The sequence below is a fragment of the Saccharothrix hoggarensis genome (genome assembly GCF_052936025.1).
Genome location: NZ_CP193624.1, coordinates 640725 through 656446, shown reverse-complemented (window position 1 = coordinate 656446; position 15722 = coordinate 640725). Strand labels below are relative to the sequence as shown.

Below are 15722 nucleotides of genomic sequence, written 5' to 3'. Positions count from 1 at the left end.
TCAGGTTAGAAGAAATCCGCCAGACGTGGGACGCCGGGTGCGCCGACCAGCCGATCGAGCAACGCCGCGTCACCGTCCAGCAGGCCGGCGCGGCGCAGCGCGTGGCTGTCCTGCATGCCGCTGAACCACGGCCCGAGGGCGCGCGCGTGCAGCCGCACGGCGCCGGAACCGCCGGGCTCGACGCGCACCCGCCCGTCCTCGACGACGACCCGCCGCCGTCCCGCGTGCCACGGCGCGTGCTCGTCCACGACGTCGAGGTCGACGGCCGCCGGCCTCAGCCACCGCGCCGCGGGCCAGCCCCGCGCCGCCACCGCCGCCGGCAGGTCCACCACCCGCAGGAGCCACGCGGACGTGGTCACGGTGAACTCGACCGCCTGGTCCGTCAGCAGGCCGGTGACGGCGGGGTCGGTCACCCGGACCGCGGCCCGGTCCAGGACCCCGGACCAGCTGCCCAGCTCGCTCAGCAGCCCGAGCTGGGTCGTCACGTCCCGCCCGACCAGGTCGAACACCCGCAGCCGGTCGACGCCGCGCTCGGCGGCGAGGTACCCGCGCACGTCGCCGTCGTGGCCGGGCACCACCGACACCACGTCGAGCGCCAGCACGTCGGCCACGTCCACCGCGGGCGGGCTCCGGTCGAGCATCCCGTCGACCGTGGACGCCAGGTCGGCGTAGCAGGCGTGCAGGGCGGACAGGTCCCCGGCGACCGCCGGCCGGGCGTCGATCCGCGCCCCGGCGGGCACCCGGGCCAGCGGGAGGTCCAGCCACTCGTGGACGCCGGCCCGCTCCCACCCGCGCGACCGGTAGAGCGCGGGCACGGTCGCGTACAGCGCGGACAGCGCCTGGCCGCGTTCCCGCAGGTCCCGCAGCGACGCGTCGAGCAGCGCGCCCGCGAGCCCACGTCCCCGCGCGTGAGGTGCGACGGCCAGCCCGAGGCCGCCCATCGGCACCGTCGAGCCGCCGTAGAACTGGTGGAAGTCCTTGATCGTCAGCACGCCCGCGAGGCGTCCGTCCAGTTCGGCGGCCAGCCCGCGCCGGCCGGGCCGCAACGACGGGCCGCCGATGCTCCCGAAGGCGACCCGGCGCAGCCGGTCGGCGTCCTCGACGTCGTCCACGGTCAGCTCGCGGATCAGCACGCCGTCCTGCCTACCAGGTGAAGAAGCCCTGCCCGGTCTTCCGGCCCAGGTGACCTGCGGCCACCTTCTCGCGCAGCAGCGCGGGCGGCTCGAACCGGGGCCCCAGCTCGGCGGCCAGGTGCTCGGCGATGGCCAGCCGGACGTCCAGCCCGACCAGGTCCGTCAGCCGCAGCGGGCCCATCGGCCACCCGTAGCCGAGCTTCATGCCGGTGTCGATGTCCTCCGCGCTCGCCACGCCCTCCTCCAGCATGCGGATCGCCTCCATGCCGACGGCGACGCCGAGCCGCGAGGTGGCGAAACCGGGCGCGTCCCGCACCTCGATGACGGTCTTGCCCAGCTCCTCGGCCCAGCCCCGGACCTTGGCGACGACCTCGGCGGACACGCCGTCGTGGTGGACCAGCTCGACCAGCTGCTGGACCGGCACGGGGTTGAAGAAGTGCATGCCGAGCACGCGCTCGCCGGGCAGCCCCTCGGCCAGCACCGAGATCGACAGCGACGACGTGTTGGAGGCCAGCACCGCGTCGGGGCAAGCGTTTGCGGCCGACGCCAGCACCCGCCGCTTCAGCTCGACGTCCTCGGGCACGGCCTCCACGACCAGCGACGCGGCCCTGGCCACGTCGTCCAGCCGTTCCACCACGGTCAGGCGCTTCAGCAGCTCGTGCGGCACCGCGTCCAGCTTGCCGCGGTCGGCGGCCTTGGCCAGCGACGCCTCGACGGCCCGCCGGGCGGCCAGCGCCCGGTCCGCGCCCGCCTCGACCAGCACCACGTCGTGCCCGCCGGCGAGGAACAGGTGGGCGACGCCGGCGCCCATCGTGCCGCCGCCAATCACCACGGAGATCATCGGGCACCGACCTCGGTGACGACCTCGGCGGCGAACATCGCGACCAGCTCCAGCCCGCCGATCTCGGTCAGGTTGGCGCCGGCGGCCTGCCACTCGGGCGACTGGAAGGCGGCCTTCATGGCCTCCGCGGACTCGAAGTGCATCTCGGCCACGAGGTGCGGCTCGTGCTCGCCGAGGAAACCGGGCACGAAGACCCGCGACACCTTCGCCACCTCGGCCCGCAGGAGGCCCGGCGTCCGCTCGACCAACGGCAGGTGCGAGGTGAAGTACGCCTCGTCGAACGCCTCGACGTCGGCCGGCTTCCGGTACAGCGCGATGTACTTGACCATGTGACACCTTCCGTCCGGTTTCGCCAGGGAATGTAACACCGGCACCATGGACGGGTGCGGATCATCCTGCTGCGTCACGGACAGAGCCTGGGCAACGTCGACGAGCTGGCGTACTGCCGGATTCCCGACCACGCCCTCCCCCTGACGGAGGTGGGCGAGCAGCAGGCCCGCGCCGCCGGCCCGCGGATCAAGGAGCTGCTGAACGGCGACCCGGCGGCGGTCTACGTGAGCCCGTACGTGCGCACCAGGGCGACCCTGCGCAACCTCGACCTCGGCGACCAGGCCGAGCGCACGGTCGCCGAGCCGAGGTTGCGTGAGCAGGACTGGGGCAACCTCCAGGACCCCGTCCAGCAGCAGGTGCTGAAGCACCAGCGGCACGCGTTCGGCCACTTCTTCTTCCGGTTGCCCAACGGCGAGTCCGGCGCGGACGTGGACGACCGCCTGGCCGCGTTCCTGACCGACCTCGAAACCCGCATGGCGGACCCGACACACCCCGGCACGGCGCTGGTCGTGTCGCACGGCCTCACGATCCGCCTGCTCTGCCGCCGCCTGTTCGGGTGGAGCATCGAGCTGTTCGAGTCCCTGTCGAACCTGGAGACGTGCGAGGACCGCGTCCTCACCCACGACGGCCGGACGTGGCGCCTGGACCGGCCGTTCGACCAGTGGCGAACCTCGCCGGACGGCGAGACCCAGGGTCCGCTCGCCTAGGCCGGGACCACGTCCGCGACGACGCACACCACGTTGTCCGGACGGTGTGCCTTCACCCCGGGTGAAGGTCAACCACCAGTGGTCTCACAGCTCCTCCATCTCGTGCCACTCCGAGAACGGGTCCACGAACTCCAGCTCGTCGCGCAGCGCCAGCTCCTCGTCCGTCACCAACGCGTCCCGCAGGGCGGCGAGCACGGCCTCGCCGGTGTCCCGCAGGCACACCGCGACGACCTCCTGGGCGCGGTCGCCGAAGTCGGGGTCCCAGTCCAGCGAGGCGAACGCGCACCGCTCGGGGTCCACAGTGGACCAGTCGTCCAGCTCGGCCAGCCACGTGCCGACCGCGCCGACGCCGAGCCCGCCGCCCGCCGACTCCAGCCACATCACCCGCGACGGCTGGCTGATCACCCACACCCGCCCGCGCGCCCGCACCACCCCGTCCAGCAGCACGTCGAGCGCGTCGTGCAGGCGCATCGGGTGGAACGGCCGCCGTGCCGCGAACCGCACCACCGACACACCCGCCGCGGGCTCGACCGGCACGCCGCGCGACAACGGCCCGAACGCCGGGGTGAACCGCCGCCCGACCGGCACGGACGTCAACGCCGACGCGTCCAGCGACGACAGCTCGAACCGGGGCGTGCCGGGCGCGACGCGGTCGAGCACGGCCGTGAGCACGTCGTCACCGCCGGGTCCGGTGAGCACGAGCGCGTCGGCGAACTCGGCGTGGCCGATGACGACCTGGGCCACGGTGCGCTCGTCGGACGGCAGCCCGATGCCGCGCTCGCCCAGCGTCGCGTCACCGGTCGCGTCGGCCAGCCAGGTGGCCCGGTCGACGACGCCGATCACGGTCTCGACCCGCACCGGCTGGTCGGCGAGCGCCAGGCACACCGCCTCCGGCTCCAGCGCCGGGTCGAGGTCGAGCACCACCCGCCCGCCCAGGGACGCGAGGAGCGGCAGCATGTCCTCCCGGAGCGTGCACGAGACGCAGCCGTGCTCCAGCACGAGCTCGGTGAGCACGCCGTCGACCCAGCGCCGCACCAGCCCGGACGACAGCGCCGACAGGTCGTGCCGCACGAGCACGGACCCCGGCGAGGCGCGCCACACCTCCTCGGCGACGCCGTGCCCGCCCATCCCGGCCACCACCACGACAACGGTTTCCACGTCGGCCACTCTAAACGACAACGATTGTCATTCCAACCGCCGGAGCGCGGTCCCGCGTCACACCGGTCGGGAACCCGCGGGAGCCGCCGCCCTGCCCCTGGCCAGGCCGCTGAACGACGCCGTGCTCGCCACCGCCAGCACCGCCAGCGCGGGCCAGTCCAGCACCAGGCGGCCCGCGTCGCCGACGACGAAGCTCGCGTACAGGCCCCAGCACTGGACGGCGGTCAGCACCGCCCCCGGCACCGTCGTCCACCACGAGACGACCGCCACGACCACCACCAGCAGGAGCAGGGCGAACACCGGCCACTTCGCGGCGAGTGCGGTCACCCCGACGCCGCCCGCGAAGCCGAGCGCGGACCCGTGCACAGTTCCGACCATGACCGGCCATTCAACGCCGGACGACGACGTGCTCACCGGACCCGCGGGGCCGTTTCACCTGATCGTGTGGCGCGATCAGCTCGCGGACGGCCGGGTGAACGGCCACCGGCCACCCGCCGGATTCGGGCACACTGGCGATCATGCGAGTCTGGATACCGGCCGTGGCCGCCCTGGCCGTCGTGACGACGGCCGTGGTCGGGCTGAACGCGCACGACGAGTCGCCGTCCGGCCTCGCGCCCGGCACGGTGCCGGACATCTGGCCCACCCCCCAGCAGCTCGAACGGCTCGGCGACGACGCGGCGCTGTCCGGCGACGCGCTGGTGTTCGCCGACGACTCGGCGGACCGGCCGACCGTGGACCTGGTGCGGCAGTCGCTGTTCGACGGCGGCGCGACCGAGGTCGAGGTCGTCCCGCCGGACTCCGACCGCGAGGCGTCCATCGTGGTGCGGCTGCGGCGCGACCCGGCGCCGCCCGCCGAGGGCTACGAGATCGCCGTGCGCCCCGGCGAGGTGCTGATCACGAGCTCGGACGCGGCGGGCGGGTACCACGCCGCGCAGACGTTCTGGCAGCTGGTGCAGCCCGGCTCGATCCCCGGCGTGCGGATCGTCGACCGGCCCTCGCTGCCCGTGCGGGGCATCGTCGAGGGGTTCTACGGCCTGCCGTGGACCTACCAGGAGCAGCGCGAGATGATCGACTTCTCCGGCAAGGTGAAGTTCAACGAGTACATCTACGCGCCCAAGGACGACCCCTACCACCGTGACCGCTGGCGTGACCTCTACCCGGACCAGCGGGCGGACGAGCTGGGCGAGCTGGCGCGGGAGGCCGCGCAGCGGCACATCCGGTTCACCTACGCGCTCGCGCCGGGGCTGTCGGTCTGCTACTCCGACCAGGGCGACCGGGACGCGATCGCGGACAAGTTCCGGCAGCTGCACGACGTCGGCGTCCGGTCGTTCTCCCTGCCGCTGGACGACATCGACTACACCCGGTGGAACTGCCCGTCCGACGCGGAGCGCTACGGCGAGGCGGGTCCCGCGGCCGCCGCGGCGGCGCAGGTCGACCTGCTGAACTACGTGCAGCGCGAAGTGCTCCCCGGCCTCGACGGCGTCGGGCCGCTGCAGACCGTCCCGGTCGAGTACTACGACGTCGCGGACAGCCCGTACAAGAAGACGATCCGCGAAGGGCTGGACGAGCGGGTCGTGATGATGTGGACGGGCGCCGGCGTGACGCCGCCCGCGATCACCGTCCCGGAGGCGGAAGCCGCCGCCGCCGTGTGGGGCCGCAAGCCGCTGGTCTGGGACAACTACCCCGTCAACGACTACACGGAGTCCGCGGGCCGGCTGCTGCTCGGCGCCTACGCGAAGCGCGAGCCGGGGATGGGCCCGCACCTCACCGGCATCACCGGCAACCCGATGAACCAGGCGCACGCGAGCCAGGTCGCGCTGTTCGGCGTCGCCGACTTCACCTGGAACGACGCCGCGTACGACCCGGCCCGCAACCGGCACCGGATGGCCCTCTACATGGGCGACAACGACCAGGCGACCGCCGAGGCGCTGGAGACGTTCTTCGACCTCAACAACCTCGCCCCGATCACCGGGGAGCCGGAGATCTGGCTGCCCCAGGCGCCGGCGCTCGCCGCCGAGCTGGCTCGGTTCCGCACGACGTGGGACAGCGGCGACCGGACCGGCGCGGTGGCCGGGCTGCGGCCGTACGCCCAGCGCATCGCGGACGCCCCGGCGCTCATCCGGGACGGCGGGACCAGGGACGGCTTCGTCTCCGACGCGGACGTCTGGCTCCACGCGACCGAGCTGTGGGGCCGCGCGTTCCTCGCCACCCTCGACGGGCTGGACGGCCGGCCCGAGGGGTTCGACGAGTCGGCGGCGCTGGCGGCGGAGGCGTCCGCGCTCCAGTCGCCGCCGGGCAAGAACAACGTGCAGGGCCCCGTCAAGATCGGGGACGGGGTGCTCGACGTGTTCCTGGCCTCCGCGCCGGACCTCGTGTGACGCCCGCGGCGCCGTCCCGTGAGGACGGCGCCGCCCCGTCCCGTTGAGACGGACGCCACGCCTCCGACGGCCGGATCGCCGGATCGCGTGAGGCACCATCGTCCGAATGAGCTTCTACGACGTCGTGCACCGCCGGCGGGACACCAGGGGCGAGTTCACCGGCGCCCCGATCCCGTCGGACGTGCTGCGCCGGGTGCTCACCGCCGCGCACGCCGCGCCCAGCGTGGGCCTGTCCCAGCCGTGGGACTTCATCGTCGTGCGCGACGAGCACACCCGCCGCGCCTTCCGCGACCACGTCAACGCCGAGCGCAGCGTGTTCGCGGCCGAGCTCGACCCGCGCCAGGCCGAGCTGTTCGCCAAGATCAAGGTCGAGGGCATCCTGGAGTCGACGGTCGGCGTGGTCGTCACCTACGACCCCGACCGCGGCTCGCCCGCCGTGCTGGGCCGGCACGCCATCGCCGACGCGGGCCTGTACTCGGTGTGCCTGGCCATCCAGAACCTGTGGCTGGCGGCGACCGCCGAGGGCCTCGGCGTCGGCTGGGTGAGCTTCTACCGCGAGGACGTGCTGCGCCGGCTGCTGGACGTCCCGCAGCCGCTGCGGCCCGTCGCGTGGCTGTGCGTGGGACCGGTCGACCGGCTGCCGGAGACGCCCGACCTGGAGCGGCACGGCTGGCGGAACCGGATGCCGCTCGACGACGTGCTGCACGAGGAGCGGTACACCCGGCGTTCCGGCCGGTAGCCTGTGGTAGCCGTGCCGGCGGCGAGCGGACCCGCGTACCGCATCGCCGAGTCGGAATGGAGTGTCAGCACGAGTGGAGCAGCGAGAGCCGCTGGTAGCGGGGCAGGTGCCGCAACTCGACCTTGAGGTCAAGGCGTTGCTGAACGCTGGCCGCCTGCCGGAGGCCAACTCCCTGTTCGACCAGGTGGTGAGCCGGGTCCCGCCCGGCGCCGACCGCTGGCAGCGGTCCGCGGTGCTGGTCAACCGGGCGAAGCTGGCGTGGCGGCTCGGCCGCATCCCGCTCGCGCTGGAGCTGGCCGCGGAGGGCTGGACCGACCTCGACGGCGAGCACAGCGACAACGCCGCCGCCGCGCAGGCCATGCACGCGCTGGCCTACCTGCTGGAGGGCATCGGCAACCGCCGTGCGGCCGTCGACATGCTGCGGCTGTCCGTCCAGGTCGCGCGCAAGGCGGCGGAGACGTCGGAGGACGGCGTCGAGGTGCTGGCCCACTGCCTCCAAGGGCTCGGCGGCACGTTGAACTTCCGCGCGATCTCGTCGCCGCCGGACCGGGCGCCCGCGATCTTCGAGGAGGCGCGCGGCTACCTCAAAGAGGGCTTGGAGCTGGTCGAGGACGAGCAGATGCGGCGCGCGCTGCTCGCCGCGTACAGCAGGTCGCTGGCGGGCGTCGGCGAGCTGGAGCAGGCCGAGGAGAACGCCCGCGAGACGTTGCGGCAGGCGGAGGACGCGGGCGACAAGTGGGCGATGGCGGTGTCCGGCTGGGTGCTCGCGGTGGTCCGGCGCGAGCAGGACCGGCTGGTGGAGGCCCGCACGCTGGCGAGCCGGGCGGTCGCGGCGGCGGAGGCCATCAACGACCCGTCGTTGCTGCTCCGGTTCTCGCTCGACCTGGCCGACATCTGCGCCCGGATGGACGACCACGTCGGCGAGGCGACCGCGTTGCGGTGCTCGGTGGCCGCGGGCAAGACGGCGACCGAGACGCTCCAGGAGGGCCTGGCGCAGGCGTTGGAGCAGCGCCGCGTCGCCGTGCAGGCGCAACGGCTGGCCGTCGCGGCGCAGGAGGCCGCGGCGCGCGACCCGCTGACGGGCCTCGCGAACCGCCTCGGCCTGGAACGCGCGGCCGCCGGCCTGCTGGAGAGCACGGCCGCGCGGGGCCGGGTGCCGTGGCTGGTGCTGGTCGACGTGGACCGCTTCAAGGGCGTGAACGACGACGCCGGCCACGCCGCGGGCGACGCGACGCTGCGGGAGATCGCGCAGCTGCTCCGCCGCGAGTGCCGGTCCGCCGACCTCGTCGCCCGGTGGGCGGGTGACGAGTTCGTGGTCCTGCTCGGCGACCCGGGCGCCAACTCGATGGAGGTCGGCCCGACGGTCGCGGAACGCATCCGGGCGGCGGTGGACCACCACGACTGGACGATGGTCCTCGGCACCACGCGGCGGCCGACGGTGAGCATCGGCGTGGCGGCGGGCCCGGCCAAACTGGACCAGCTCTTCGCCGCCGCGGACATGGCGCTCTACCGAGCGAAGCGCCACGGCCGCAACCGCGTAGAGGTGGAGCCACACGCCGAGGTCCCAGAACCAGTCCCCGGCACCTGACCCGTCCCGGCACGCACCGCGAGGTCGCGTCGGTCGTCCGCGCCTGACCCCGCGGCGATCACGCTTTTCGATCGTCGCGGGGTCAGGCGCGGACGGCCGACTTCCCGGCGACCGAGCCGCGACGCCGAAGGCGGCGCAATCCAACAGAGCCGCGACGCCGAAGGCGGCGCAATCCAACAGAGCCGCGACGCCGAAGGCGGCCTCCAACACACACTTAAGCGATCAGGCCGCCCCGGAACGCCACCAGGGCCGCTTGCACCCGGTTCACCGCGCCGATCTTGCCCAGCACCGACGAGACGTACCCCTTCACCGTCGCCTCCGACAGGTGCAGGGTCTGGCCGATCTCGGCGTTCGACATGCCCTGCCCGATCAGCACGAGGACTTCGCGTTCCCGCTCGGACAGCGACGCCAGCAGCCGCCGCGCGGGTTCCGCGGCCCGCTCGCCGTCGGCGACCGCCGCCAGCACCCTGGCCGCCACGCCCGGGTCGAGCACGGCCCCGCCGAGCGCGAGGTCGCGCACGGCCCGGACCAGCTGTTCCGGCTCGGTGTCCTTCAGCAGGAAGCCGGAAGCGCCGAGCCGCAGCGCCTCCGACACGTACTCGTCCACGTCGAACGTGGTCAGCATGGCGATCTTCGGCGGGTCGGGGATGGCGCGCAGCCTGCGCAGCGCCATCAGCCCGTCGGAGGACCGCATCCGGATGTCCAGCAGCACGACGTGCGGGCGGTGCCGGCGGGCCAGGTCGGCCACCAGGTGCCCGTCATCGCATTCGGCCACTACCTCGATGTCGCCTGCGCTGCTGAGGATCATGCGAAGGCCGGACCGGACGAGGTCTTCGTCATCGGCCAGCATCACCTTGATCACGACGCCTCCCCGCGTTGGCGTTTCGTGTTCGTACCCGCCCAGCATCGCGCACGAACACGCAAGCTGACGTTAATTCACCGTTATCTCACCACGGAAAGACCGGGTGGCCGCCCGTTCACAGTTGCCAGGAAATATCCGAGGTCAGCTCAACACCTGCGCAACTTCCTGGCGCAGACGCGGCAACAGGGCGTAGAGCTTGTCGCCCGGGCAGAGGGTGTCCCGGTAGTCCCGATGGCCCTCGATCGCGAACGGCGATATCCCGTACTGCTCGCAGGTGTAGACGCAGAACGACACCAGGGAGTCCCACTGCAACTTGGGCGGCTCCACGTCCATGTAGAGGCCCTCGTTCTCGATCCCGATGGCGGCGGTGTTCTGGCCGGGGCAGTGCGCGCCGACGACGACCCGGTCGCCCGCGCGCAGGGCCGCGAGGCTGCCGTGCCTGCCCTCCATCAGGAACCCGCCGCGGCTGTTGGTGAAGTGCTGGCCGGAGTCGATCCAGCCGTTGCGGTCCATGTGGAGGTCCTGGATCCACTTCGCGTTGGCGTACGCGGCCGCCTGCGAGTAGTCGGTGGTGTTCGCCGACGCGGTGTGGTGGATCAGGATGCGGACGGGCCGCTCGTGCACAACGCTCGTCGGCTGCGCCGGCGGCCGCGCGCCCCAGTCGGCGCAGCTGCGGATGGGCAGGACGGGCGTGGCGAGCGCGGGGGACACGCCGAGGCCCGCGAGCACCCCCGCGCCGGCGAGACCGGTGAGCAGCGATCGACGTCGCATCATGTTGACTGTTTTCCCAATGTCGAGACGATAGGTCAAGAGTTCACACCCGGACGGCCGAATTCCAAACGCGAAGCTCTTTCGCGAATCGCTACCTGACAGTAACGTGCGTCACACGATCCCTGCCTGGAAGGAGCTTCGCGTCATGCGGAGAGCCGCCCGATCGCTTGCCGTGGTCGTCCTCCTCGCCGCGGCCGCCCTCACCGTCCCCACCGCCGCTCAAGCGCAGGTCAGGACCACCGCGTTCACCCCGGACGACCACTGCCTCGGCCAGTGCCACGACGTGCTGCCGCCCGGCCAGAACGGCAACGCCACGCTCACCGAGATCCTCGCGCACCAGGCGCTCGGCACCCGCCCGGCGCACTCCGCCGACCAGCTCGGCCGCTACGACGCCCTCGTCTCCGGCTACGGCGGTCTGACCAATGATCAACTCAGCACCTTCTTCAACGACGCCTCGTTCGGCGTCCCCGCGAACCAGGTCGAGAGCACCATCAAACCGCGTGCCGACGTCACGATCGTGCGCGACAAGGCCATCGGGATGCCCCACATCTACGGGACCACCCGATCGGGTACGGAATTCGGCGCGGGCTACGCCGCCGCCCAGGACCGGCTGTGGCTGATGGACCTGTTCCGGCACCTCGGCCGCGGCCAGCTGTCCGGGTTCGCGGGCGGCGCCGAGGGAAACCGGGCGCTGGAGCAGAGCTTCTACAACCAGATCCCGTACACCGAGGCCGACCTCCAGGCCCAGATCGACCAGGTGGCGTCCCAGGGTCCGCGCGGCGCGCAGGCGTTGCAGGACGTGAAGGACTACATCGCGGGCATCAACGCCTACATCGCCGCGGCCGTGAACAGCCGCACGTTCCCCGGCGAGTACGTGCTCACCGGGCACGCCGACGCGATCACCAACTGGAACGACATCAAGCCGTTCCAGCCGACCGACCTGGTGGCGATCGCCGCCGTCGTGGGCGGGCTGTTCGGCGCGGGCGGCGGCGGCGAGGTGCAGAACGCGCTGGTGAAGCTCGCCGCGCAGAACCGGTACGGCCCCGCCGCGGGCGACCAGGTGTGGCGGTCGTTCCGCGAGCAGAACGACCCGGAGGCCGTGCTCACCCTGCACGACGGGCAGCGCTTCCCGTACGGGACGACGCCCGCCGCGCCGCAGGGCGTCGCGCTGCCCGACGGCGGTGTCGTCACGCCGGAGCCGATGGTGCACGACCAGACCTCGTCGGGTCCGTCCACTGTGGCCGTTCCGGCGGAACTCGAGGCGGTGGAAGGGCTCTTCGCCGACGGCGTGCTGCCGCGCGACCTGCTCAGCCGGAAGCAGGGCATGTCCAACGCGCTGGCCGTGTCCGGCGCGCACACCGACACCGGCAACCCGATCGCCGTGTGGGGACCGCAGACCGGCTACTTCGCGCCGCAGCTGCTGATGTTGCAGGAGTTGCACGGCCCCGGCCTGCGGGCACGCGGCGTGTCGTTCGCGGGCGTCTCGATGTACGTCCAGCTCGGGCGCGGCGTGGACTACTCGTGGAGCGCCACGTCCGCCGGGCAGGACATCACCGACACGTACGCCGTGGAGCTGTGCGAGCCCTCCGGCGCGCCGGCCTCGGCGTCGTCGACGCACTACCGCTACCACGGCCAGTGCCTGCCGATGGAACGGTTGGAGCGCAAGAACTCGTGGAAGCCGACGGTGGCCGACCCGACACCCGCCGGCTCCTACACGCTCGTCATGCACCGGACCAAGTACGGCCTGGTGCAGAGCCGGGCGCGGGTGGACGGCAAGTTCGTCGCCTACACCTCGCTGCGGTCGACGTACCTGCACGAGGTGGACTCGATCGTCGGCTTCCAGGAGTTCAACGACCCCGACGCGATCCGCTCCGCCGCGGACTTCCAGCGCGCCGCGGAGCACATCGGGTACGCGTTCAACTGGTTCTACGTGGACTCGCGCGACACCGCGTACTTCAACTCCGGCGCGAACCCGGTCCGCAAGGCGTCCGTCGACCCGCACCTCCCCGTGAAGGCCGAGCCCGCGTACGAGTGGGAGGGCTGGAACGCCGACCGCAACACGGCGACGTACACGCCGTTCGCGCAGCACCCCAACTCCGTGAACCAGGACTACTACATCAGCTGGAACAACAAGCAGGCGCTGGACTACTCGGCGTCCGGCTACGGCAACGGGTCCGTGCACCGCGGCGACCTGCTGGACGACCGGGTCCGCGCCCTGATCGCCCGCGGACCCGTCACGCGGGCGTCGTTGACGCGGGCGATGGCCGAAGCCGGCGTCGCCGACCTGCGCGCCGAACAGGTGCTGCCGGACCTGCTGCGCGTCCTCGACACGGCGGCGGTGACCGATCCGGCCCTGGCCTCGGCGGTGGCGAAGCTGCGCGACTGGCAGCGGTCCGGCTCGCTGCGCAAGGAGACGTCACGCGGCAGCAAGGCGTACGGGCACGCCGAGGCGATCCGCATCCTCGACGCGTGGTGGCCGCTGCTGGTGGAGGCGCAGTTCAAGCCCGGCCTCGGCGACGCGCTCTACGGCCAGCTGACCCGTGCGCTGCAAGTCGACGAAGCACCGTCGGACGCGCACGGAACCGCGCCGCACAAGGGCTCCTCGTTCCAGCACGGCTGGTGGAGCTATGTCGACAAGGATCTCCGCGCGGTGCTCGGCGACCGCGTCGACGGCGCGCTCGGCGCCCGCTACTGCGGTGGCGGCTCGGTTCCCGCGTGCCGCCAGGTGCTGCTGGACAGCCTGCGCGCGGCGGCGGCCAAGCCCGCGACCGAGGTGTACCCCGGTGACGCGTCGTGCGCGGCCGGCGACCAGTGGTGCGCGGACACCATCGTCCACCGGGCCATGGGCGGCATCACGCACGACAAGGTGAACTGGCAGAACCGGCCCACGTACCAGCAGGTCGTGCAGTTCCCGTCCCGTCGCGGCACCAGCCTCGCCAACCTGGCATCCGGCGCCACCGCGACCGCGAGCAGCCACGAGCGCGGCTGGTACCCGTCGCCGCCGTCGAACGCGATCGACGGCAAGCCGGACACCCGGTGGGCCAGCGACTGGTCCGACCACCAGTGGCTCCAGGTGGACCTCGGCGCGCCGCGCACCGTCGGCCGCGTCGTGCTGTCGTGGGAAGCCGCTTATGCCAAGGGATATCGCATAGAACTGTCCGTCGACGGCACGACGTGGCGCACGGTCTACACGACGTCCGCAGGAGACGGCGGCCAAGACCTTGCGCCCTTCACCCCGAGTACGGCACGATTCGTACGAATGACGGGTATCCAACGAGCCACCGGATACGGATACTCGATTCACGAGCTTGAGGTCTACGTCACGTAGACCGGTCCGCAGGAAGACCCCGGTCCACCCCCAGGGACCGGGGTCTTCCGCCTTTCCGGGTCTTCGAGCCTTTCCGGCTCTTCCGCCGCTTCGGCTCTTCCGCCCTTTCGGGTCTTCCGCCTTACGGCAGGAACAGGTAGTTGCGCACGCGGTCGTCCACGCGGTGGACCTCGCGCCACGCGTTCTGGTGCCAGGCGTGCATGCGGTAGCCGCGGTCGGCCAGCCAGTCCTGCACGTCCCGCGCGCGGTAGCCAAAGCGCAGCACGTGCCTTTCCTCGATCTCCAGGAGAAGTTTCGGCCGAAACCTCTCGATGGTCTCCGACCCGCCTTGCAGCACGCGGAGTTCCGCGCCCTCGACGTCGGCCTTGACGAAGTCGAGCCGGTCGATCCCGTTGGCCGCGCAGAACCGGTCCAACGTGTCCGTGCGGACCAGGACCTCCAGGTGGTCGGAGAACTCGTCGTTCGAGCCGAGCCCGTCCGCGCCCGCGGTGAGGAACGACCGGCCCGTCACCGGTGTGCCGTGGCGGACGGGCACGCTCATCACGTCACGGCCCTCGCTCACGCCCAGCGCGACGGAGTGCCGCACGACGTTGCGGGCCTCGCGGGGACGCAGCAGGAACGACAGCGCGGGGTGCGCGAACACCAGCGGCTCGATGCTGTGCACCGTCCCGTGTGGACCGACGAGGCGGGACAGGGAGACGGTGTAGAGGCCGAGCGCGGCGCCGATGTCGACGCACACGTCGCCGGGCCGCACCACGTCGCGCAGGCCGATCAGCTCCGGTTCGACGAACGGTGTCAGCCGCGCGAGGACGCGCAGGGCGCCCGCCAGGGCCGCCCCCCGCGCCTCGGTCAGGTTGTGGGTCACGGTCACCAGGTTAGGGAATCACGGCAGCGGCTTCGCACCGTTCTGCCGGTGGCCGAGGTCGGCCGGCCGCCCGTGCCCCTCTTGCTGCGGCAACTGGTGCTGGGGGCCGTGCCCGAGCTGGTGCTCGGCGAGTTGGCGCTCCCGCTCGGCGAGCTGGCGCTCGTGCTCGGCGAGCCCGATCTGCTCGGCGAACTCCGCCGCCACCCCCGACCCGCCGTAGATGCCGAGGGCCTTGGCGAGGTGGAGGCGGACGTCGGCGCGGTGCCCGTCGTCCAGCCGCGGCAGGGCGCTCTCGAACGACGTGACGAGCGTGTCGGCCCAGTGCTGGTCGCGACGCTGGGAGGCGATGCCGACCAGCTCGGCGAGGTGCCTGCTCAACGCGACGGCCTGCTCCACCTGGTAGCCGTTGCGGACCAGCCACCAGATCGTGGCGCTGGACAGGTCGGTCAGCACCTCGTCCCGGAGGTACTTGATCTCGGCGCGCTCGGCGTCCCGCTCGGCCTGGCGCATCGTCGTGGTCTGGAGGAGTTCGATGTGCTTGCGCGCCATCGCCAAGTCCTGCTCGTCCACGGTCAGCTCGACGCCCTCCGCGCGCACCCAGACGTGCGTGCCCTCGACCTGGCGTTCGGCGGCCAGCTCGGCGCCCAGCTGGTGCTGCAGCGGCGCGTGGTGCACGAGCATCGCCCGTTCGGTCAACGCCTTGGCGCGGTGGATGATGTCGTTCACGGCGGCGCTGCGCGGGGCGTTGTGCCGGACGCCCGTCGTCAGGTCCACGCGCCAGTGGATCGTCATCTTGGCGTGGAAGTCCAGGCCGTAGACGGCGCTGGGGAGCGGTGACTCGAACGGGTGCTGGTGGGACGTCGAGGCCGGGACGAACGTGTACTGCTCGGCGTTCGGACGGGCCCGCAGCCGTCGCCACCAGGCGCCGACGGAGCCCAGCGGGCCAGGACGGAAGTCAGGCCAGGGTCTACTGCTCATGGGATGGCTTTCGTCGGAGGGCGATATGACCCCCTCTGTACCTC

14 protein-coding genes are annotated in these 15722 nt (G+C 72.4%); 5 read left to right on the top strand and 9 right to left on the bottom strand.

Annotated elements, in window-relative coordinates:
* Positions 1–5 precede the first annotated feature (5 nt).
* Genes ACRAKH_RS03295 through ACRAKH_RS03285 form a run of 3 tightly spaced genes read right to left on the bottom strand, consistent with a single transcriptional unit; the run spans position 6 to position 2303 of the window.
* A complete protein-coding gene (locus ACRAKH_RS03295) occupies positions 6–1133 on the bottom strand; it encodes a GNAT family N-acetyltransferase (RefSeq protein WP_447009612.1) in 1128 nt (375 codons plus the stop codon).
* Positions 1134–1143: 10 nt separating this feature from the next.
* The gene (locus ACRAKH_RS03290) at positions 1144–1974 is read right to left on the bottom strand and encodes a 3-hydroxyacyl-CoA dehydrogenase family protein (protein WP_380725460.1); all 831 of its coding nucleotides are present in this window, start codon (positions 1972–1974) and stop codon (positions 1144–1146) included.
* Positions 1971–2303, bottom strand: a complete 333-nt coding sequence (locus tag ACRAKH_RS03285; protein ID WP_380725458.1) for an EthD family reductase — start codon at positions 2301–2303, stop codon at positions 1971–1973. The genes ACRAKH_RS03290 and ACRAKH_RS03285 overlap by 4 nt, the downstream gene beginning before the upstream one ends.
* 54 nt (positions 2304–2357) lie before the next feature.
* Between ACRAKH_RS03285 and ACRAKH_RS03280 the strand changes: the two genes are divergently transcribed.
* Positions 2358–3011: a histidine phosphatase family protein gene (locus ACRAKH_RS03280; RefSeq protein WP_380725456.1), complete on the top strand. Its 654-nt coding sequence runs from the start codon at positions 2358–2360 to the stop codon at positions 3009–3011.
* An 84-nt stretch (positions 3012–3095) separates the two neighbouring features.
* On the opposite strand, the gene ACRAKH_RS03275 is transcribed toward ACRAKH_RS03280, so the two are convergent.
* Positions 3096–4169 (bottom strand): CobW family GTP-binding protein, encoded by a 1074-nt coding sequence (locus tag ACRAKH_RS03275; RefSeq protein ID WP_380725454.1) that lies wholly within the window; start codon positions 4167–4169, stop codon positions 3096–3098.
* A 57-nt stretch (positions 4170–4226) separates the two neighbouring features.
* Positions 4227–4547, bottom strand: a complete 321-nt coding sequence (locus ACRAKH_RS03270; protein ID WP_380725452.1) for a hypothetical protein — start codon at positions 4545–4547, stop codon at positions 4227–4229.
* A gap of 140 nt (positions 4548–4687) precedes the next feature.
* On the opposite strand from ACRAKH_RS03270, the gene ACRAKH_RS03265 reads away from it, so the two are divergent.
* The 3 genes from ACRAKH_RS03265 (at position 4688) to ACRAKH_RS03255 (ending at position 8874) form a co-directional block, all read left to right on the top strand.
* Positions 4688–6547 carry a beta-N-acetylglucosaminidase domain-containing protein gene (locus ACRAKH_RS03265; protein ID WP_380725450.1) on the top strand — a complete coding sequence of 620 codons (1860 nt, stop codon included), beginning with the start codon at positions 4688–4690 and terminating at the stop codon, positions 6545–6547.
* Between the two features lie 106 nt (positions 6548–6653).
* The gene (gene bluB, locus ACRAKH_RS03260) at positions 6654–7286 is read left to right on the top strand and encodes a 5,6-dimethylbenzimidazole synthase (protein WP_380725448.1); all 633 of its coding nucleotides are present in this window, start codon (positions 6654–6656) and stop codon (positions 7284–7286) included.
* A gap of 73 nt (positions 7287–7359) precedes the next feature.
* Complete coding sequence (locus tag ACRAKH_RS03255; protein WP_380725446.1) at positions 7360–8874, top strand: GGDEF domain-containing protein; 1515 nt, start codon at positions 7360–7362, stop codon at positions 8872–8874.
* 214 nt (positions 8875–9088) lie between these two features.
* On the opposite strand, the gene ACRAKH_RS03250 is transcribed toward ACRAKH_RS03255, so the two are convergent.
* Complete coding sequence (locus ACRAKH_RS03250; protein WP_380723391.1) at positions 9089–9736, bottom strand: response regulator; 648 nt, start codon at positions 9734–9736, stop codon at positions 9089–9091.
* Between the two features lie 141 nt (positions 9737–9877).
* Complete coding sequence (locus ACRAKH_RS03245; protein WP_447009611.1) at positions 9878–10507, bottom strand: peptidoglycan recognition protein family protein; 630 nt, start codon at positions 10505–10507, stop codon at positions 9878–9880.
* Positions 10508–10652: 145 nt separating this feature from the next.
* On the opposite strand from ACRAKH_RS03245, the gene ACRAKH_RS03240 reads away from it, so the two are divergent.
* Positions 10653–13835 carry a penicillin acylase family protein gene (locus ACRAKH_RS03240; RefSeq protein WP_380723389.1) on the top strand — a complete coding sequence of 1061 codons (3183 nt, stop codon included), beginning with the start codon at positions 10653–10655 and terminating at the stop codon, positions 13833–13835.
* Between the two features lie 121 nt (positions 13836–13956).
* Here the strand turns inward: ACRAKH_RS03240 and ACRAKH_RS03235 are convergent, their stop codons facing one another.
* Positions 13957–14700, bottom strand: coding sequence for an FkbM family methyltransferase (locus ACRAKH_RS03235; protein ID WP_380723388.1), 744 nt, complete (start codon positions 14698–14700; stop codon positions 13957–13959).
* A gap of 18 nt (positions 14701–14718) precedes the next feature.
* On the bottom strand, positions 14719–15678 hold the full coding sequence (locus ACRAKH_RS03230) for a hypothetical protein (protein WP_380723387.1): 960 nt from the start codon (positions 15676–15678) through the stop codon (positions 14719–14721).
* Between the last annotated feature and the right edge of the window lie 44 nt (positions 15679–15722).

Excerpts from the sequence above, each read along its gene's own strand:
- ACRAKH_RS03290 (WP_380725460.1), bottom strand. The coding sequence starts at position 1,974 with ATGATCTCCGTGGTGATTGGCGGCGGCACGATGGGCGCCGGCGTCGCC.
- ACRAKH_RS03285 (WP_380725458.1), bottom strand. The coding sequence starts at position 2,303 with ATGGTCAAGTACATCGCGCTGTACCGGAAGCCGGCCGACGTCGAGGCG.
- ACRAKH_RS03270 (WP_380725452.1), bottom strand. The coding sequence starts at position 4,547 with ATGGTCGGAACTGTGCACGGGTCCGCGCTCGGCTTCGCGGGCGGCGTC.
- ACRAKH_RS03265 (WP_380725450.1), top strand. The coding sequence starts at position 4,688 with ATGCGAGTCTGGATACCGGCCGTGGCCGCCCTGGCCGTCGTGACGACG.
- bluB (WP_380725448.1), top strand. The coding sequence starts at position 6,654 with ATGAGCTTCTACGACGTCGTGCACCGCCGGCGGGACACCAGGGGCGAG.
- ACRAKH_RS03245 (WP_447009611.1), bottom strand. The coding sequence starts at position 10,507 with ATGCGACGTCGATCGCTGCTCACCGGTCTCGCCGGCGCGGGGGTGCTC.
- ACRAKH_RS03240 (WP_380723389.1), top strand. The coding sequence starts at position 10,653 with ATGCGGAGAGCCGCCCGATCGCTTGCCGTGGTCGTCCTCCTCGCCGCG.
- ACRAKH_RS03230 (WP_380723387.1), bottom strand. The coding sequence starts at position 15,678 with ATGAGCAGTAGACCCTGGCCTGACTTCCGTCCTGGCCCGCTGGGCTCC.